At 40.8% G+C, this 18,995-nt stretch carries 20 protein-coding genes and 1 tRNA gene; 11 read left to right on the plus strand and 10 right to left on the minus strand.

Annotated elements, in window-relative coordinates:
• Positions 1 to 272: 272 nt before the first annotated feature.
• From frdD to frdA, 4 genes are read right to left on the minus strand one after another with little or no spacing between them, the layout of a single operon-like run.
• Positions 273 to 623 (minus strand): fumarate reductase subunit FrdD, encoded by a 351-nt coding sequence (gene frdD / locus KPF51_RS02050; protein WP_005720690.1) that lies wholly within the window; start codon positions 621 to 623, stop codon positions 273 to 275.
• Between the two features lie 14 nt (positions 624 to 637).
• Positions 638 to 1,036 carry a fumarate reductase subunit FrdC gene (gene frdC / locus KPF51_RS02055; RefSeq protein WP_005720692.1) on the minus strand — a complete coding sequence of 133 codons (399 nt, stop codon included), beginning with the start codon at positions 1,034 to 1,036 and terminating at the stop codon, positions 638 to 640.
• A 10-nt stretch (positions 1,037 to 1,046) separates the two neighbouring features.
• Complete coding sequence (locus tag KPF51_RS02060) at positions 1,047 to 1,817, minus strand: succinate dehydrogenase/fumarate reductase iron-sulfur subunit (protein WP_005723448.1); 771 nt, start codon at positions 1,815 to 1,817, stop codon at positions 1,047 to 1,049.
• Entirely contained in the window at positions 1,810 to 3,609 is a 1,800-nt protein-coding gene (gene frdA, locus KPF51_RS02065; RefSeq protein ID WP_005723450.1) for a fumarate reductase (quinol) flavoprotein subunit, read from the minus strand. Before frdA ends, KPF51_RS02060 begins: the two co-directional genes overlap by 8 nt.
• A gap of 352 nt (positions 3,610 to 3,961) precedes the next feature.
• Between frdA and epmA the strand changes: the two genes are divergently transcribed.
• Positions 3,962 to 4,933, plus strand: a complete 972-nt coding sequence (gene epmA / locus KPF51_RS02070) for an elongation factor P--(R)-beta-lysine ligase (RefSeq protein WP_005723452.1) — start codon at positions 3,962 to 3,964, stop codon at positions 4,931 to 4,933.
• Between the two features lie 50 nt (positions 4,934 to 4,983).
• Here the strand turns inward: epmA and KPF51_RS02075 are convergent, their stop codons facing one another.
• Together KPF51_RS02075 and acnB are read right to left on the minus strand one after the other, a co-directional pair.
• On the minus strand, positions 4,984 to 6,012 hold the full coding sequence (locus KPF51_RS02075) for an ABC transporter substrate-binding protein (RefSeq protein WP_010906524.1): 1,029 nt from the start codon (positions 6,010 to 6,012) through the stop codon (positions 4,984 to 4,986).
• A gap of 101 nt (positions 6,013 to 6,113) precedes the next feature.
• Positions 6,114 to 8,720 (minus strand): bifunctional aconitate hydratase 2/2-methylisocitrate dehydratase, encoded by a 2,607-nt coding sequence (gene acnB / locus KPF51_RS02080; RefSeq protein ID WP_061406197.1) that lies wholly within the window; start codon positions 8,718 to 8,720, stop codon positions 6,114 to 6,116.
• A 229-nt stretch (positions 8,721 to 8,949) separates the two neighbouring features.
• On the opposite strand from acnB, the gene KPF51_RS02085 reads away from it, so the two are divergent.
• From KPF51_RS02085 to KPF51_RS10790, 7 genes are all read left to right on the plus strand, one after another.
• Positions 8,950 to 9,279, plus strand: a complete 330-nt coding sequence (locus tag KPF51_RS02085; RefSeq protein ID WP_005723457.1) for a YbaB/EbfC family nucleoid-associated protein — start codon at positions 8,950 to 8,952, stop codon at positions 9,277 to 9,279.
• Between the two features lie 201 nt (positions 9,280 to 9,480).
• Positions 9,481 to 10,083 (plus strand): recombination mediator RecR, encoded by a 603-nt coding sequence (recR, locus tag KPF51_RS02090; protein ID WP_005720705.1) that lies wholly within the window; start codon positions 9,481 to 9,483, stop codon positions 10,081 to 10,083.
• A 9-nt stretch (positions 10,084 to 10,092) separates the two neighbouring features.
• Positions 10,093 to 12,045, plus strand: a complete 1,953-nt coding sequence (locus KPF51_RS02095) for a DNA topoisomerase III (RefSeq protein WP_005723459.1) — start codon at positions 10,093 to 10,095, stop codon at positions 12,043 to 12,045.
• Positions 12,046 to 12,263: 218 nt separating this feature from the next.
• Positions 12,264 to 12,611, plus strand: a complete 348-nt coding sequence (gene secG, locus KPF51_RS02100) for a preprotein translocase subunit SecG (protein WP_005720709.1) — start codon at positions 12,264 to 12,266, stop codon at positions 12,609 to 12,611.
• A 13-nt stretch (positions 12,612 to 12,624) separates the two neighbouring features.
• A tRNA-Leu gene (locus tag KPF51_RS02105) sits at positions 12,625 to 12,710 on the plus strand.
• Between the two features lie 121 nt (positions 12,711 to 12,831).
• Positions 12,832 to 13,383, plus strand: coding sequence for a sigma-70 family RNA polymerase sigma factor (locus KPF51_RS02110; RefSeq protein WP_211599590.1), 552 nt, complete (start codon positions 12,832 to 12,834; stop codon positions 13,381 to 13,383).
• Entirely contained in the window at positions 13,384 to 13,584 is a 201-nt protein-coding gene (locus KPF51_RS10790; protein ID WP_005720712.1) for a hypothetical protein, read from the plus strand.
• Between the two features lie 67 nt (positions 13,585 to 13,651).
• Here KPF51_RS10790 and KPF51_RS02115 read toward each other — a convergent pair whose 3' ends face one another.
• The 4 genes from KPF51_RS02115 to KPF51_RS02130 all read right to left on the minus strand — a co-directional run bounded on the left by KPF51_RS02115 (position 13,652) and on the right by KPF51_RS02130 (position 16,170).
• Positions 13,652 to 14,371 carry a DUF2063 domain-containing protein gene (locus KPF51_RS02115; RefSeq protein WP_005723587.1) on the minus strand — a complete coding sequence of 240 codons (720 nt, stop codon included), beginning with the start codon at positions 14,369 to 14,371 and terminating at the stop codon, positions 13,652 to 13,654.
• On the minus strand, positions 14,361 to 15,284 hold the full coding sequence (locus tag KPF51_RS02120; RefSeq protein WP_172452379.1) for a DUF692 domain-containing protein: 924 nt from the start codon (positions 15,282 to 15,284) through the stop codon (positions 14,361 to 14,363). Before KPF51_RS02120 ends, KPF51_RS02115 begins: the two co-directional genes overlap by 11 nt.
• Before the next feature lie 61 nt (positions 15,285 to 15,345).
• Positions 15,346 to 15,678: a hypothetical protein gene (locus KPF51_RS02125; RefSeq protein ID WP_005723592.1), complete on the minus strand. Its 333-nt coding sequence runs from the start codon at positions 15,676 to 15,678 to the stop codon at positions 15,346 to 15,348.
• Between the two features lie 42 nt (positions 15,679 to 15,720).
• Entirely contained in the window at positions 15,721 to 16,170 is a 450-nt protein-coding gene (locus KPF51_RS02130; protein WP_005723594.1) for a DoxX family protein, read from the minus strand.
• A 476-nt stretch (positions 16,171 to 16,646) separates the two neighbouring features.
• On the opposite strand from KPF51_RS02130, the gene KPF51_RS02135 reads away from it, so the two are divergent.
• The 3 genes from KPF51_RS02135 to KPF51_RS02145 all read left to right on the plus strand — a co-directional run bounded on the left by KPF51_RS02135 (position 16,647) and on the right by KPF51_RS02145 (position 18,975).
• The gene (locus tag KPF51_RS02135; RefSeq protein ID WP_005723597.1) at positions 16,647 to 17,318 is read left to right on the plus strand and encodes a response regulator; all 672 of its coding nucleotides are present in this window, start codon (positions 16,647 to 16,649) and stop codon (positions 17,316 to 17,318) included.
• Positions 17,305 to 18,678 carry a quorum sensing histidine kinase QseC gene (qseC, locus tag KPF51_RS02140; protein WP_061406196.1) on the plus strand — a complete coding sequence of 458 codons (1,374 nt, stop codon included), beginning with the start codon at positions 17,305 to 17,307 and terminating at the stop codon, positions 18,676 to 18,678. The genes KPF51_RS02135 and qseC overlap by 14 nt, the downstream gene beginning before the upstream one ends.
• An 87-nt stretch (positions 18,679 to 18,765) precedes the next feature.
• Entirely contained in the window at positions 18,766 to 18,975 is a 210-nt protein-coding gene (locus KPF51_RS02145) for a molybdopterin-binding protein (RefSeq protein WP_005723602.1), read from the plus strand.
• The last annotated feature ends 20 nt before the right edge of the window (positions 18,976 to 18,995 follow it).

An 18,995-nucleotide genomic window follows, 5' to 3' on the forward strand; every position in this document is an offset into this window, starting at 1 on the left:
AATCTGACCGCACTTTGCGGTTAGATTTTTGTTCTGTTTGCACTTTCATTCAATGCTTGTCATACACATCGCCTATTTCGTTCACGATACACGACAGATTTCAGCAAAATCCATTGGGGAAATCGTCCCGTATTGATTCAATATGATCATAAGGCACGCCCTTTTGAAAATAGAAGGAAGAAAACTTGCTTGCTAAGAATGAGGAAAGGAGAGAGGGAATATAATATAAGAAAGGCGGATAACATATCCGCCTTTTGTGATTTAGGGATGAATTATAAGCTAAATACAGCGAAGCAAACTAATACCGTATAAAGCACAGATAAACCATAGAAAATGACACCACTTGCTGGAATGTGGATTTTGAAGTCATGCATACCATGATGGATACGGTGCATTGCTCCCCACATTGGGAAAATTAATAACACAAGTAACAGTAATTTACCTAATGGGCTGTGTAAGAAGCCTATAAGTTCAATGATATTTTTAGGATCAATTAAACCAAATGGTAGCAAGAAGCCAAGAATTAATACTAACACAGGATAGAACATGGCACTGACAGTTGTTCCTGCGCCAAACAATAACCATACAACAGGTTCATTAGAACGTTTTGGTGTATCTTTCATCTTTCTCTCCTCGCTTATACATACATAAAGACTAAAATGACGAGGCTGATAAAGGCTGTTACCGCCCACAATGCCATCGTAATGATGTTAGGATTAATTCGTTCATTCTTAACAATGATATTTAATACTTTAGGTGTCATTACATAGTAAGTCACCGTATTTAATAACATTGCACCGAGTGTGATGATATTTAAAATAATCACAATCGGGTTTTTCAAGAATGAAATGAAATTGCCAAAACTGTCTAAACTACCTAGGCTAATCACTCCATAAAGTAAGACTAAACAGAACCAAAGTGTTGGAATTGCAGTGGCTTCACGCGCAATATAAAGTTTGTAAAAATCTAACTTTTTCCACCAAGTTGGTTTCATTTCACGCACGTATTTTTTGCGTTTACTGGTTGTTGCTGTCATTTTACACTCCTTACTTTTGCGGTTTAAGCATTGCAATTACAAAGTCTTTTGCACTTTCGACTTTACCTTGGTTTACCGCGGAAGCTGGATCGACGTGTTTTGGACAGACTTCCGAACAATAGCCAACAAATGTACAGCTCCACACCCCATTTTTACCATTAATAATCTTCATCCGTTCTTCTTTACCGTGGTCACGATTATCAAGGTTGTAACGATGTGCAAGCGTTAATGCAGCAGGTCCAACAAACTCAGGATTTAAACCAAATTGTGGGCAAGCGGCATAGCATAAACCACAGTTGATACACATTGAGAAAGTACGATACTTCTCAAGTTGTGCTGGTGTTTGCTTCGTACGGCTTTTGGCTAACTCGGAAGATGGATGCGGTTTACCGTCTAATGCAGGTGCTTGGTTGCCGATAATATAAGGCTTAATGGCTTCTAAGCTTTCAATAAAGTGGCTTAAATCAACAACCAAATCACGCTCAATTGGGAAATTCGCCAATGGCTCAATACGCATATGACCGCTATAGTCGCGTAAGAACGTTTTACAGGCTAATTTTGGCTTGTTGTTAACCATCATCCCGCATGAACCACAGATCGCCATACGACAAGACCAACGATAAGAAAGTTCAGGCTCTAATTTGTCTTTAATATAGCCTAACGCATCAAGCAATGACGTTTGATTATCGTAAGGCACTTGATAAGTCCGTAAGTATGGTTCTTTGTCCTGTTCAGGATTGTAACGCAATACTTCGATATTCATGATTGCTTGATTAACCATTTGCGTTCTCCTTATTGGCTTTTGCCGCTTCTTGTGCTTCGGCTTCTGCACCATAAACACGTTTGGCAGGTTGAGATTTCGTGATTTTTACATCGCTATATTCAATACGCGGTGCGTCATCTCCATTGTAGAAAGCAAGGGTATGTTTCAAGTAATTCACATCGTCACGTTCAGTGTAGTCTAAACGTTGGTGTGCACCACGAGATTCCTTACGCTCAATCGCTGAGTTAGCAATAGATTGTGCAACATCTAAGATATAACCTAATTCAACCGTATATAAGACATTGGTGTTAAACACGCTAGAACGGTCGGTGATGCGAATACGTTTGTAACGTTCTTTCAGTTCTGCAATTTTATCCACGGCTTTTTGCATACTTTCTTGAGTACGGTAAATACCACAACCTTCTTCCATGGCATCACCCATTTCATCGCGGATTTCAGACCAAGACTCATTACCTTCTTGGTGATATAAGTCTTCTAAACGTTGAACAATATCACGCGCTTGTGCATCTACTGCCGTTTGGTTAACAGCAGGCGCTTCAACAGCACGTTGTGCAGCGTATTCACCAGCTACGCGACCAAGAACCACTAATTCAGCCAAAGAGTTAGAGCCTAAACGGTTTGCTCCATGTAAACCTGAAGAGGCACATTCACCAACAGCGAATAAGCCTTTGATACGGGTTTCACTGTTGAAGTCCACTTCAATCCCGCCCATCGTGTAGTGTACAACTGGACGTACTGGGATTGGTGCTTTGGCAGGATCAACGCCTTCGTATGCTTGTGCTAATTCACAAATAAATGGTAAGCGTTCATGTAAGTATTTTTCACCTAAGTGACGTAAATCGAGGTGTACAACATCTACCCCTTTCGCGGTTTTTAAGGTGTTGCCTTTTTGTAATTCTTGCCAGAAGGCTTGTGAAACTTTATCACGAGGACCCAATTCCATATATTTATTTTCAGGTTTGCCGATTGGTGTTTCAGGTCCTAGACCATAGTCTTGGAGATAACGGTAACCGTCTTTGTTGACCAAAATACCACCTTCACCTCGGCAACCTTCAGTCATTAAAATACCGGTATTTGGTAAACCTGTTGGGTGATATTGAACGAATTCCATATCACGTAACGGTACACCGTGACGGTAAGCCATTGAAAGACCATCCCCTGTTACGATACCGCCATTGGTATTGAAACGGAATGCACGGCAACCACCACCCGTTGCAATCACCACCGCATTGGCATTAATTTGTACTAAGGTCCCTTCCATCATGTTCATGGCAACCATACCACGCGCATGACCATCATCAACGAGAATATCTAAGACGAAGTGCTCATCAAAACGAACGATTTGCGGATATTGAATGGACGTTTGGAATAACGTGTGTAATAAGTGGAAACCGGTTTTATCTGCCGCGAACCAAGTACGCTCAATTTTCATTCCTCCGAAACGGCGAACGTTGACATCACCATCTTGTTTACGGCTCCAAGGACAGCCCCAGCGTTCAAGTTGAGTCATTTCTACCGGTGAATGTTGCACAAAATATTCAACCACATCTTGTTCACATAACCAGTCGCCACCCGCCACAGTATCATGGAAGTGTTTATCATAAGAGTCTTCCTCTTTGATAACGGCAGCTGCACCGCCTTCTGCGGCCACGGTATGACTGCGCATAGGGTAAACTTTTGATACTAATGCAATTTTTAAGTTAGGGTTTGCTTCCGCTGCTGCAATCGCTGCGCGTAAACCACCGCCACCAGCACCTACAATTGCAATATCGACATTAACAGTTTGCACGATATTCCTCCAATCAGAATATAAAGTAAAAAGGAACCGAAATTGGTTCATTAGGGTAGTTTCATTTTGCCACTATTTTGGGATATTAATAACCTTTTTTTACAAGAAAAAACCAGTTTCGTGATCTACCTCAAAAAAGTTAAAACGGGTTTTTTTTAGAACGTTTATCCTAGATCGCCTTTTTTGCTGAAACCCTTTTTTTCTCTAGGGATAAATCAGATTTTTAAACGGGGATTTCGCCGACTTAAATAGAATGCGTAGATTATTTTCTGTACAAGTGTGAGGCAGAATTTGAAATAACCTAAGGGGATAGTTAGAATAGCGCCATCTTATTTATAAAACGGACAAGTTTATGTTTGAACAAGAAAATTGGCAGCCTTCAGCCTCTATTGAGAATTTGCTAGCACGAGCCAAGATTATTGCTGAAATTCGTCGCTTTTTTACTGATCGTGGTTTATTAGAAGTAGAAACCCCTGTACTCAGTGAATTTGGGGTCACAGATGTGCATTTATCGACGTTTAACACTACATTTATTTCACCTACAGCTGAAAAATCGAAAGCCTTGTGGTTATCAACTAGCCCAGAATATCATATGAAGCGTTTACTTGCTGCTGGTAGTGGTCCTATTTTTCAGTTATGTCACGTGTTTCGTAACGAAGAAGCTGGGCAACGTCACAATCCTGAATTTACGATGTTGGAATGGTATCGTCCTCATTTTGATATGTATCGTTTAATTAATGAAGTGGATGATCTATTGCAGCAAATTTTGGATTGTAAACCAACAGAAAGTTTAAGTTATCAATTTGTTTTCCAAGAATATGTGGGCTTAGATCCACTTTCTGCGGAAAAAGCGGAATTAGTGGCAAAGGCAAAGCAATATCATTTACAGCAGGCTGAGCAAGAAGATCGTGATACCTTATTGCAATTTTTATTTAGCACTGTTGTTGAGCCGAATATTGGTAAAGAAAATCCGGTCGCAGTTTATCATTTCCCCGCGACACAAGCCGCACTTGCACAAATCAGCTCTGAAGATCATCGTGTTGCAGAACGTTTTGAGTTTTATTACAAAGGGCTTGAATTGGCGAATGGTTTCCATGAGTTAACAGATGTGAATGAACAATTGCATCGCTTTGAGCAAGATAATGTACAACGACAAAAAATGGGTTTGCCGCAACGTCAAATTGATAAACGCTTATTAGGGGCATTACAAGCGGGAGTGCCGAATTGTTCTGGTATTGCATTAGGTGTGGATCGCTTATTGATGATTGCCTTAGGCGCAAATGCAATTCATGAAGTCATGGCATTTGGTATCGAAAACGCTTAAGCACGACGAGAATAAAAATAGGCAGAACAGTATCTGCCTATTTTTTTAGCTTATTTTGCCATTTTCACTTCTTTGACCCATTTGTCTGTGAGACGTTTGCCTTCTGCACTTGAACCAAAACGGTCAAAATCATAATTGATCAGTTTTAATTGCTTCGGATCGACAGATTGTGGCGAGGCTTCCGCATGGATATTGGTTGGAATTTGATAGACTTTGGTTTCTCGCCAAACCAATTCTTGCGCTTCTTTGGTTAATGCCCAGTCGACAAAGCGTTTGGCATTCTCAAGATTACGGGCATTTTTGACAATACTCATGCCTCCTAAAGAATAGCCATCGCCTTCACAAGGTTGGATGCTTTCAACTGGTGCGCCATTTTCTTTTTCTGTGGCATAACTGTGGACAAAACCAACCGCAACAGCAGATTCGCCACGTGATAAGTTGGTGGTAACCAACGCACTTTTCACATACTCTGAAACATTGGCATTGAGTTTTTTAAGATAATCAAATGCTTTTTCTTCACCCCATAATTCAATTAGCGTAGCGATAGCGGTATAGGTGGTGCCGGAGATTTGCGGATCAGGCATTTGTACATAGCCTTGTAAACGCGGATCGAGTAAATCTGACCAACATTTTGGATAGGTATCGATTCCTAGTTGTTTGAATTTCTCGGTATTAATACCAAATCCCAGTACCAACATATAAACGATAGAGGTCAAATCACCGCGCTTTTCAGTGAGAGCTCTAAATTGTGGCATAATGTCAGCTTGATAAGGTGAGCGGTAAGGTTCCAGTAAGGCTAAGTCACCAGCTTGAAAATGGTGTTCAATCGTCCCGCCATACCATACATCAGCTTGAGGATTATTTTTCTCTGCCATTAATTTTGCCAGTGTTGCGCCGGTGCTATTACGAATAAACTTTGTTTCAATGTCGTATTTTTTACTGAAGGTTTGTACCATTTTTTCGCAGGTAGTATTTTGTACACTGCAATAGACAGTAAGTTTTCCTTCAGCCAAGGCTTGTCCTGTCAACACAAAAGGTAACGCTAAGCACAGTTGAGAGACGGTTGACTTTAATTTCATGATGTTTAATTCCTTTTATTTTCTCGTCAGAGAAAACGGTGATCATTCATAGCGAACGGGGAACTGATGTTCCCCGTTTGTGGTGTTAAAATTCTTGAAAATTATACCGCACTTTGAAAAATCACGTTATCTGCTTTTTTAGTATAGCTGTTGATTTGGTCAAAGTTCATATAACGATAAGTGTCGTCCTTGTCTTGTTGTAAGTCTGCTGCAAAGGTGAGGTATTCTTCTGACGTTGGTAATTTACCTAAAATCGCCGAAACCGCGGCTAGCTCGGCAGATGCAAGATAAACATTTGCACCTTGTCCTAAACGGTTCGGGAAGTTACGCGTTGAAGTAGAAACCACCGTGGCATTATCAGCAACACGCGCTTGGTTACCCATGCATAATGAACAACCTGGAATCTCAATCCGTGCGCCACTTTTACCATAAATACTGTAATAACCTTCTTCACTTAATAATGCCGCATCCATTTTGGTTGGTGGGGCAATCCAGAGGCGAGTTGGAATCATGCCTTTGAACTTGGCTAATAATTTTCCTGCTGCACGGAAGTGACCTATATTCGTCATGCAAGATCCGATAAAGACTTCATCAATTTTATCGCCTTGGACTTCGGACAATAAACGCGCGTCATCGGGATCATTTGGTGCACATAAAATCGGTTCTTTGATTTCAGCGAGGTCAATTTCAATCACTGCCGCATATTCAGCATCAGGATCGGCTTCCATTAGTTGTGGATCAGCCAGCCATTGCTCCATGCCTTTAATCCGGCGCTCAAGTGTGCGCGCATCGCCATAGCCTTCGGCAATCATATATTTCAATAACACGATATTTGAATTTAAATATTCAATAATGGGTTCTTTCGCTAGTTTAATTGTACAAGCCGCGGCAGAACGTTCTGCTGATGCATCAGAAAGCTCAAAGGCCTGTTCGACTTTTAAGTTCTCTAAGCCTTCAATTTCTAAAATACGTCCAGAGAAAATGTTTTTCTTGCCTTTTTTCTCTACGGTGAGCAAACCTTGTTTAATCGCATAATAAGGGATCGCATGCACCAAATCGCGCAAGGTAATTCCCGGTTGCATTTCGCCTTTAAAGCGCACTAATACTGACTCCGGCATATCTAATGGCATGACACCTGTGGCCGCTGCAAATGCCACTAAGCCAGAACCCGCAGGGAAGGAAATTCCAATCGGGAAACGCGTATGCGAGTCACCACCTGTACCAACTGTATCAGGCAATAACATACGGTTTAGCCAAGAGTGAATGACACCATCACCAGGACGTAATGAAACCCCGCCACGATTCATAATGAAATCAGGGAGTGTGTGATGTGTGACTACATCAACTGGTTTTGGATAAGCTGCCGTATGACAGAAAGATTGCATCACTAAATCAGCGGAGAAACCCAAACAAGCAAGGTCTTTTAACTCATCACGAGTCATTGGTCCAGTGGTATCTTGTGAACCGACAGAGGTCATGCGTGGCTCACAGTATTGTCCTGGACGAATACCGTCCACACCACAAGCGCGCCCCACCATTTTTTGGGCAAGAGTAAAACCTTTTTGGCTTTCTGTACTGCATTGTGGTTTGGCAAAAATATCACTTTCAGGCAGACCTAATTCACAACGTGCTTTATGGGTTAGACCACGTCCAATGATTAATGGAATACGACCACCTGCACGCACTTCATCTAACAGCACATTGGTTTTTAAACTAAATTCAGCTAAAACCTCGTCAGTATCATGACGACAAATTTTGCCTTGGTATGGATAAATATCAATCACATCCCCCATGTTGAGTTCACTGACATCCACTTCAATTGGTAATGAACCGGCATCTTCCATTGTGTTGAAGAAAATCGGCGCAATTTTGCCACCCAGTACCACACCGCCAGCACGTTTATTTGGAATATAAGGAATATCTTCCCCCATAAACCAAAGCACAGAGTTGGTGGCGGATTTACGTGAAGAGCCTGTCCCGACAACATCGCCGACATAAGCCAATGGAAAACCTTTTTGTTTTAATTGTTCTAATTGTTTAATTGGTCCGACATTGCCAGCATCGTCAGGCTCAATGCCATCACGGGTATTTTTTAACATCGCCAAGGCATGTAATGGAATATCTGGACGTGACCAGGCATCTTGGGCAGGTGACAGATCGTCAGTATTGGTTTCCCCTGTTACTTTAAATACGGTAACAGTGAGTTTTTCCGCTAATTTCGGGCGAGATAAAAACCAATCTGCATTTGCCCACGAAGTCAAAACTTGTTTGGCAAATAGATTGCCTTTCTTCGCTCGCTCAGCTACATCGTGGAAGTTATCAAACATTAAAAGCGTGGTAGAAAGTGCTTCAACCGCAATTGGGGCGAGTGTTTCATCATCAAGCGCATGAAGAAGCGGCTCAATATTATAGCCACCTTGCATCGTTCCTAATAGTTGCACGGCTTTTTCTGCGGAAATGAGCGGAGACTGTACATCACGTTTTGCGACGGCGGCGAGAAACGAGGCTTTCACATAGGCGGCTTCATCAACACCAGCAGGGATACGCGTTTCGAATAAATTTAAAAGAAAGTCAGCTTTATCAGCAGGTGGGTTTTTTAGGAGTTCAATTAATTGGGCGGTTTGTTCTGCATCTAAAGGTTTCGGCACAATGCCTAATGCCGCACGTTCATCAACATGTTGTTGATAAGATTGTAGAAAGTCAGACATAGGTTACCTCATGGGGTTTGCTTTTATTTCTGTTAGGGAAAAACCGCATTCGTATCAAGTGCGGTAAGGTTTCGTTACGAAATTGTTAAAACATACTATAATACGGAAAATTTATCCTCTCAACAGGAAAAAGCCGAATTTTTAGACTAGATCACGTTTCTTTATTTCCAACTTTGAAATTTTTCGCTAAAATGCCAACCAATTTTTAAATTAACAGATGGAAAAAATTATGTTTGGAAAAGGCGGTTTAGGCAATTTAATGAAACAAGCGCAACAGATGCAAGATCGTATGCAAAAAATGCAAGAAGAGATTGCGCAGCTAGAAGTTACTGGGGAATCTGGTGCGGGCTTGGTTAAAATTACTATCAATGGTGCGCATAATTGTCGTCGCGTAGAAATCGATCCTAGTTTAATGGAAGACGATAAAGATATGCTTGAGGACTTAATTGCCGCAGCATTTAATGATGCAGTACGTCGTGCGGAAGAATTACAAAAAGAGAAAATGGCGTCAGTCACTGCCGGTATGGCGTTACCACCAGGCTTTAAAATGCCGTTTTAATCTTTGTTTTCTTTGCGTTGTCAAAGAACGTAAACAAAAGCATCTTGATTAAGTGAGACAATAAAACTTTTTTAAAATGACCGCACTTTTGAAAAATAGCTCAAAGTGCGGTCTGTTTTTTATGAAATTTATTTTGCATAGAAAAAGAAAAAACGGTCATTTTTTCACTCATACACATTTAGGACAAAAGAGAAATACATCATGCAAACCAGCCCATTACTCGAACATTTGATCGAAAGTTTACGTTGTTTACCCGGTGTTGGACCAAAATCTGCTCAACGTATGGCATATCACTTATTACAACGTAATCGTAATGGCGGCATGGAACTTGCCCGCGCTTTAACGGAAGCGATGTCAAAAATCGGACATTGCAGCCATTGTCGTACTTTTACGGAAGAAGAGGTGTGCACGATTTGTAACAACCCTCGCCGTCAGCATTCAGGACTACTTTGTGTGGTTGAGCAGCCGTCTGATATTCAAGCTATTGAACAAACAGGACAATTTTCAGGGCGTTATTTTGTGTTAATGGGGCATTTATCGCCATTAGATGGAATTGGTCCCAAAGAAATTGGTTTGCATTTATTACAAAAACGCTTGCAAGAAGAAAGCTTTCATGAAGTGATTTTGGCTACTAACCCAACCGTCGAAGGTGATGCCACAGCGAATTACATCGCAGAGCTTTGTATGCAACAAAATATCAAAGTCACCCGTATTGCACATGGGATTCCAGTGGGGGGGGAGTTAGAAATGGTGGATGGTACAACTTTGACTCATTCCTTTTTAGGACGTCGCCAACTCGGGTAAAATTCGATAATGCGATTATTTATAGCGGAGAAACCCAGCCTTGCAAGAGCCATTGCGGATGTGTTACCTAAACCTCACCTGCGGGGTGACGGCTTTATTAAGTGTGGTGCCGATGATTATGTGACATGGTGCATAGGGCATTTACTCGAACAAGCCGAACCCGATGCCTATGATCCCAAATTTAAGCAATGGCGCTTAGAACATCTGCCGATCATTCCTGAAAAATGGCAACTCATTCCCCGTAAAGATGTACACAAACAATTAACTATCGTTGAAAAATTGATTCATCAAGCGGATATTTTGATTAACGCAGGCGACCCCGATCGTGAAGGGCAGTTATTGGTGGATGAAGTGTTTAGCTATGCTAATTTAAGTGTCGATAAACTGAATCAGATTCAGCGTTGTTTAATTAGTGATCTGAATCCAAGTGCGGTTGAAAAAGCCGTGAACAAACTACAATCAAATCGCAATTTTATCCCTCTTGCTACTTCCGCTTTAGCACGAGCTCGGGCAGATTGGCTGTATGGTATTAACATGACACGCGCTTATACCTTGCGAGGTCGGCAAGCTGGTTATCAAGGTGTATTGTCGGTGGGACGTGTACAAACCCCGGTGTTGGGCTTGATTGTGCGTCGAGATTTAGAGATCGAAAACTTCAAACCAAAGGATTTTTTTGAAGTACTTGCCCATATTCAAGCGGAAACACCAGAAAAAATCACCGCACTTTCTGCGCAAGAGAAAGCGGACATTCCACAATTTAAAGCCTTATGGCAGCCAAGTAAGGCGTGCGAAGATTATCAGGACGAAGAAGGACGTGTGCTTTCGTTAGGGTTAGTGGAAAATGTAGTCAAACGGATTGCGCAACAACCTGCAGAGGTGGTGGAGTATGTGGATAAACGCGAGCATGAAAGTGCGCCGTTGCCTTATTCTTTGTCCGCGTTACAAATTGATGCGGCGAAACGTTATGGCTTATCGGCACAAGAAGTATTGGATATTTGTCAACGTTTGTATGAAACGCACCGTTTGATTACATATCCGCGTTCGGATTGCCGTTATTTACCAGAAGAGCATTTCGCGGAACGCACAAAAGTCTTTCAGGCGATTTCTCGCCATATTTCAGACTATCAGCCTTTGCCTGATATTTTAAATCCAGAGCAAAAAAATCGTTGCTGGAATGATAAAAAAGTAGAGGCACACCACGCCATTATTCCAACAGCGAAAAATACCCCCGTTAACCTGAATCAGCCTGAATGGCAAATTTACCATTTAATCGCACGTCAGTATTTAATGCAATTTTGTCCGGATGCAGAATATCGGAAAAGTAAAATAACCTTAAATATTGCGGGGGGCACCTTTATTGCGCAAGCGCGTAATTTACAAGTTGCGGGCTGGAAACAACTTTTGGGGAAAGAAGACAGTGATGAGCAGCAAGAACCTTTATTACCTGTCGTGAAAAAAGGGCAGATTTTATTTTGCGAGAAAGGGGAAATTGTTAGTAAAAAAACACAGCCCCCTAAACCCTTTACTGATGCGACATTGCTTTCTGCAATGACTGGGATTGCGCGTTTTGTACAAGACAAAGAATTGAAAAAAATTCTGCGGGAAACAGATGGGTTAGGGACAGAAGCAACAAGGGCTAGCATTATTGAACTCTTATTTAAGCGGGGTTTTTTATATAAAAAAGGACGCAATATTCACAGTACTGAAACTGGGCGTATTTTAATTCAAGCCTTACCCGATGTGGCAACACAGCCTGATATGACGGCACATTGGGAATCACAATTGACCAGTATTAGTCAGAAAGAAATGAGTTATCAGCAATTTATGTCAACGTTGACGAACTTTTTACCTGAGTTGATGCGTTATGTGAACTTCGCCGCGCTACGCCAATTAAGTCAAGTGGAGAAACCTCAGTCTTTTTCGAAAAAGACGAGCGCGAAGTCTAAAAAGCGTCCTGCTTAGCAAGGTAAAATGCCAGTTAGATAAAAGTTATATCTTTTGGGCTTTGCTCAGGTAAGCGGGGGGCTAATTGAGGCTGAATGAGTGAGGAATTAAGTACTGTTGAATAAAATACCAACAAGTAACATGGGAATGAAGAAAATTACTTGCGCTTCATGACGATATTCGATAATATCCGCACGTTAATTTAAATGCGAATTTGCACTTTAGAGAAGAGTATAATGTATCAAACACTATTATTGGGTTATTTAATCATTTCAGTTGCCATCATCTTTCTGATCTTGATTCAACAAGGTAAAGGTGCGGATGCTGGTGCGTCTTTTGGCGGTGGTGCCTCTGGTACAATTTTTGGTTCTGTTGGGTCAGGTAACTTTTTATCTAAAATGACAGCGCTTTTAGCGACAGCGTTTTTTGTGATGAGTATTGTGATTGGCAATGTTAACTCTCACCGTGATAACGTAAAGCAAGGCAAATTTGATGATTTATCTGCAACAGCTGAGCAAATTCAACAACAGCAAAAAGTAGATGTGCCAGCGGTTGAGACAAAAAATAGCGATATTCCTCAATAATTAAAAAGATTAAGCTCTGGTGGTGGAATTGGTAGACACGCTATCTTGAGGGGGTAGTGTCCATCGGACGTGCGAGTTCAAGTCTCGCCCAGAGCACCATTTAAAAGAGAGCAAAAAGGCTAGAAATTAAAATTCTAGCCTTTTTTGTCAATGTGATTGCTAGATTATTTACAGCCTTTAGGTTTTCAAATTTTGAATATTTAATGGATTAAAATAGGTTATGCACAATATTTCATCAGAAGAATTAGAAACAATTCGTGGGCAAATGTTGAAATTTGCAACGTTGCAACTCAAAGATCCTATTTTGGCAGAGGATGTGGTACAAGAAGCCTTTGTTAGCGCATTAAAAAATATAGAGAGTTTTAAACGACAATCCGCATTAAAAACATGGATCTTTGCGATTTTAAAGAACAAAATTATTGACTACTTGCGCGTTAATCATCGTTTTGTGGTAGAAAGCGAACTTATCACTGATGAGGATGAAAATAGCTTTTTTGATGGTGGACGTTGGCGTAAAGAATATGCGCCTTCTCGTTTACAAGAGAATGAAAATACGGTGTATTCTGAGCAATTTTGGGGGCTGTTTGAAGTGTGTTTGACGCGCTTACCTGCATTGCAAGCGAAAGTCTTTATGATGCGTGAGTATTTAGAGCTGACATCAGAGGATATTTGTTCAACAGAACAAATAACAACCTCGAATTTGCATGTATTACTTTACCGTGCTCGTTTACAGCTGCGGCATTGTTTGACGACAAAAATGGGGGAGAGATAAATGAAATATTGTTTTAAAGTGACGAAACTCATCTCAGAATCTCATGAAAGACCATTATCCTTAGTCGAAAGCGTGGGGGTTAGGTTACATCGTTTAATGTGCCTAAGATGTGATAATTTCGGTAAAAACTGTGAAAGTTTAAGTCAAATGATGAAACAATTTGCACAGCAGCATGATAAAGACGAGAGTAAGCCTGAATAAAAAAGTGCGGTGAAAATGCAAAACATTTTCACCGTTTTTGTATTAAGACAAATGGATTACAGTTTTTTTAGTCTGTAACTGGACAGATGACATCTGCCTCAAACCAATTTGTCCACGCTTGTGCCAAAATCGGCTGTAAGCTAGCGTGATCAGCGATGAGATCCGCTAATGCCTGTGAGAGATGTGAGAGTGATGTTGGTTGCTCAGCAAGGTAAGTCAGTAACCAAAAATCTAATTCGGACAGTGTTTGCTGTTTTACCTGAAAATGTCGGTTACGCCAAACAATGATATGCGATGCAGCTTTTTCAAGCTGACTAAAGTGACTTGATAAAAAGTCCACATCATAACTTTTGAGGAAAGCAGCAGGAGATAATTGCATCTCTGTTCTCTCATCCCACGCTATCGGATCAGTAAGATTCGTTTTTTCTACCTCGGCAAGCAGTTGAGTATATTCAAAATCCATTAAAGCTAAAATGTCTGCCGAGAAATCAGTTTGTGTCTGACAAAAGGTAAGAAATTCTCCCGCGATATCTTGGAAATAGGGGGATGTTGCTTTCCCTTCTTGGATAAAACGTTCCTTCGTTTCTGCCCACCTTGTTGCTGAAAGATGATTTGGGGCTTCAACAAAACAGCGATCAATAAACCCAAATGTGTTATTACGTACTAAGCGAGCATAAACGGCTAAACGCTGTGGTGCATAACCATTTAAGGGGTCAGCATGCCCTAGACGTACGGCTTTAGCTAGAGCAGCTTGGGTTGCTTTAAGATTCGATGATTTAGGCAGCATGGCGATTTTCCACTGTCAGTTTAGCGTGTTTTTGTTGCAGTTGCGCAATATGTTCGACTTCAGCATAAAGCTCGGTAAACGGAGGGAAATTAAAATCACGTTCAAGTAATGTTGGTGGAATATGCGGTAAACGTTGATAAGCATATTCTAATAAATCCCAGACATTACCTTTTACCGCCTCACCATGTGTGTCCACTAATAATTGGGGGAGATGACGATATTCTCCTTTTATTTTATTAAAGGCTTCATCTGAAGGGGAAATCGGATTTGCGGCGCCATGTTCCTCATCGTGTCCTGCAATATGAATATAGTTTACACGGCTAACATCAACATGATCTAAAAAAACATAAGGATTGAGCAAGCCATGGTTCACACCATTCACATAAATATTATTGACATCTAAGTGAATACCACAGTTAGCCTCTTGGGCTATGGCGTTTAGAAATTCGACTTCATTCATGGTACTGGTTGGTGAATGCAAATAATAGGACGTATTTTCTAAGGAAATTTGCATACCCAGAAAATCTTGTACTTCACGAATACGCTGTGCCACATGTTTTACGGCTTCTTCCGTAAATGGCATCGGGAGCAAATCATAAAGATGTCCGTCACATTCACAATAGCTTAAATGCTCAGAAAAAAAGACAGCTTGATATTGTGTCATTAATGCTTTAATGCCCTGTAATAAGGCTTTATCTAAAGGCGCCTGTCCACCTAAAGAGAGTGAAAGGCCATGGACGGCGAGTGGAAATCGTTCGGCCGCTTGATCAAATTTATAGCGCGCCGCCCCTCCCATTTTGATCCAATTTTCTGGTGCCACTTCCATAAAGTTGACAACACTGTTGTCGGGCAGTAATAAAAAATCTTCAGCGAGATCACGACGATACCCTAAGCCTGCACCTTGTAACATCATATTGACTCCATTATTTTAATTAAAGCGCTGGTGTAAACATTACACCAGCAATCGTTGTGCTTTATTTAGAACCGCATTTTCCTTCGCCACATTTACCTTCAGCGGCTTTTGCTTTGTGATCATGTGCACCACATTTGCCTTCAGCAGCTTTCGCTTTGTGGTCATGTGCACCACATTTGCCTTCACCGCATTTACCTTCTGCCGCTTTTGCTTTGTGATCATGTGCACCACATTTACCTTCACCACATTTTCCTTCAGCCGCTTTGGTTTTTAGGCATTTACCTTCAACACATTGCTCAGCCTTCCCTGCTGATTTCATTTCTGCTTGTGCAGGTGCTGTTGCTGCCATGGTTAATGCACCGGCTAATGCGGCTAAAGTTGCCAATTTTTTCATCTTTAATCTCCTCTATGATGTATGAAATACTTTCGCATTTTTTTATTGATTTAAGGTCGGGGATTTTCGCTGTAGTAAGTGATCTACAGAGAATATTCCTGCCCCTTGAGTGATTAATGGTAACAAGGTGACGATATAAATTAAGGCCATTTTGTAACCATTATTACACACGTTATAACCCGCCCCTGCATGTACGCTGTACCAAGCAACAGCGGTTAAGATGGTCAGGCTTAATGCACTACAACGAGTGAAAAAGCCGAGAGTGAGGAAGAACGGTAATAAGAGTTCTGCCCCCATTGCCAATGTCCAATTAAGATCGCTTGGGATGACATTGAATGGGAAAGGAAAACTTTCTTGTATTTCCATAAACCAGTTTTCGCCCTTCCATTTTTCTTTACCCGATTCAAAAAATTCCCAAGCGAGAAAAAGACGTAAACCAAGTAGGCCGATGCCAGTGCCAATCCATTGGATATTGGAATTTGTCTTATACATTATTTACCTCATTGTTATTACAAGTTATCCATGCCTTGTAAGCCCATTGATGACATTTTCTATATGCCAGTTTTCAATGGTGTCGGGAAAAATTCCCTTTTAAGCAGGAATGGCTCTCCTTTCTTTTCTCTGCTTAAATGCGCCGAAGAGAACATCATTTTGGCTACTTAATGTGGAACCTCCTCTCTCACACAGAAGCCAGTCCCTATCCCTATGATCATTCGACATATAGCGCACTGGTTTTCCTTAATCATGGCGTTATGCTGGGATTAGTCGAAACAGGAAATCCATTTCTTACAACATTTTTTTACTTTTTTTGTGATTGACTGATAAAAGTGCGGTCAGTTTTTTGAAAAGTAGGTTGAGATTAAGACTTCCTTAATCTTTGTCTGCTAGATTAAGGTCATGGAGAATGGGGATTTTCTTTATTTTTGTGTAAAATAAGAACAAGTGTTGAAAAAAGTGCGGTCAAAAAAATGCGAATTTTATTAATAGAAGATGATGCCTTAATTGGCAATGGCTTACAGATTGGGCTAACTAAATCGGGTTTTTTAGTCGATTGGTTTCAGGATGGCAAAACAGGATTGGAGGCGGTAAAAAGCGCGCCTTATGATGCGGTTGTGTTAGATTTAACCTTACCTAAAATGGATGGATTAGACATCCTGCAGCGTTGGCGTAAAGAAAAATACGATGTACCCGTATTAATTCTAACCGCGCGCGATACGCTAGATGAACGAGTAATGGGATTGCAAAAAGGAGCTGATGATTATTTATGTAAACCTTTTGCATTAGTAGAAGTAATTGCACGTTTGCAGGCACTCATTCGTCGTCGTTATGGGCAAGCTAGCCCAGTGATTGAACATAGCTTGGTCTGTTTTGACCCGAATCAGCGCAAAGTGTTTTTAAGACAGGAAGAGGTGGCGTTAACGACGAGAGAATATAAATTATTAGAGTTATTTATGTTGAATAAAGATCGCGTGCTTTCTCGCCGTATGATTGAAGAGAAACTTTATAACTGGGATGATGAAGTCAGTAGTAATGCCTTGGAGGTCCATATTTATAATTTACGCCAAAAATTAGGGAAACAATTTATTCGTACTGTGCATGGTGTAGGGTATGCGCTAGGAAAAAATGATGAAATGGCTTAAGCAAACAAGTTTACGGGTTCGTTTAATTTTCACGTTATCGTTGACCGCATTAGTGATTTGGTTAGCTTCAACCGCGGTGGCGTGGTTTCAAGTAAGAAAAGAAGTGAATGATGTTTTTGATGCGCAACAGATTCTATTAGCTCAGCGTTTGGCCTCAGCGAATTTACATAATATGCTGATTGCTCGTGCCCCTCATGATGTGAATAAACAGCTCAAGAAAGTTCGGCACTATGATGACGATGCTCTTGCTTTTGCAATTTTTAATCATCGCGGTGATCTTCTTTTAAGCGATGGGAATAATGGGGAAAATTTCATTTTTGCACCGCACAATGGTTTTTCAGTCAGTGCTATCCGTGAAGATGACGATCGTTGGCGGATTTTTTGGTTGCCAGTCAATCAAGGAAAATGGATTATTGCCGTAGGGCAAGAAATGGACTATCGCGAAGATCTGATTAACCAAATGGTGTTTGGGCAAATGTGGATTTGGTTCGCGAGTTTACCTTTTTTATTAGGGATTTTGGTTTGGGTGATTAGCCGTGAGCTGCGACCGCTAAAACAAGTGAATGCGCAGTTAATGCAACGCCGTCCAGATGATACTTCACTTTTACCGAGTGAAAATTTACCGACAGAAATTTTACCGTTAATCCACAATTTAAATCATTTCTTTGAGCGAACTGCCACGATGTTATTGCGTGAGCGACGTTTTACTTCAGATGCCGCACATGAATTACGTAGTCCATTGGCGGCATTGCGCATTCAAACTGAAGTTGCACAAATGGCAGGAGATGATGCTTTGATGCGCGAGCAAGCCTTGCAAAACTTAACGTTAGGGATTGATCGTGCTAGTCAATTAATTGAACGTTTACTCACGCTCTCTCGTTTGGATAATTTAGCTGAGTTAGATGAAATGGAAGCGATTCATTGGGAGCCGTTAATTGCGTCTTTAGTGAGTGAACTTTATTTTTCTGCGCAAAAACGGCAAATGGATCTCCAATTTGAATTAATTGCCGCGCCACCAGTGCAACAAGGGCAACCCCTTTTATTATCATTAATGTTACGTAATTTGATTGATAATGCGCTTCGCTATTGCCCAGAAGGAAGTACCATAACGATTAAGCTTTATGCCGATCGTATTGTGATTGAAGATAATGGTAATGGGGTGAATGATGCCGATTTAGCAAAGTTAGGACAGCGTTTTTATCGTCCTGCAGGGCAAAATGAAAAAGGAAGTGGATTGGGTTTATCGATTGTTCAGCGCATTGCCACCCTACATCATTATCAATTCCGGTTAGAAAATGTGAAAGATGATAAGGGTTATATAAAAGGATTTAGATCGTTGATTTTATTAAATAAAATTTAATTTTTTTAACTTGTTTTATTTTGCATCTTGGATATAATTGCGACGAATTCGTAGTGAATTTTATCCATTTTATTAAGAGGAAAAAACATGAAAATTAGTGCAAGAAATCAATTTAAAGGGAAAGTGGTCGCTTTAGAAAAAGGTGCTGTCAATGCCGTAGTAAGTATTGATATTGGCGCCGGGAATGTGATTACGTCAACCATTTCAATGGCTGCAGTAGAAGAATTGAAATTGGAAGTCGGTAAAGACGCTTACGCTATTATTAAAGCGACTTCTGTGATGGTCGGTGTAGAATAAGCTCGCTAGTTTAAAAAAGC

Source organism: Pasteurella sp. XG20 (genome assembly GCF_018968665.1).
In the GTDB taxonomy this organism is placed as follows: Bacteria; Pseudomonadota; Gammaproteobacteria; order Enterobacterales; family Pasteurellaceae; genus Pasteurella; species Pasteurella multocida.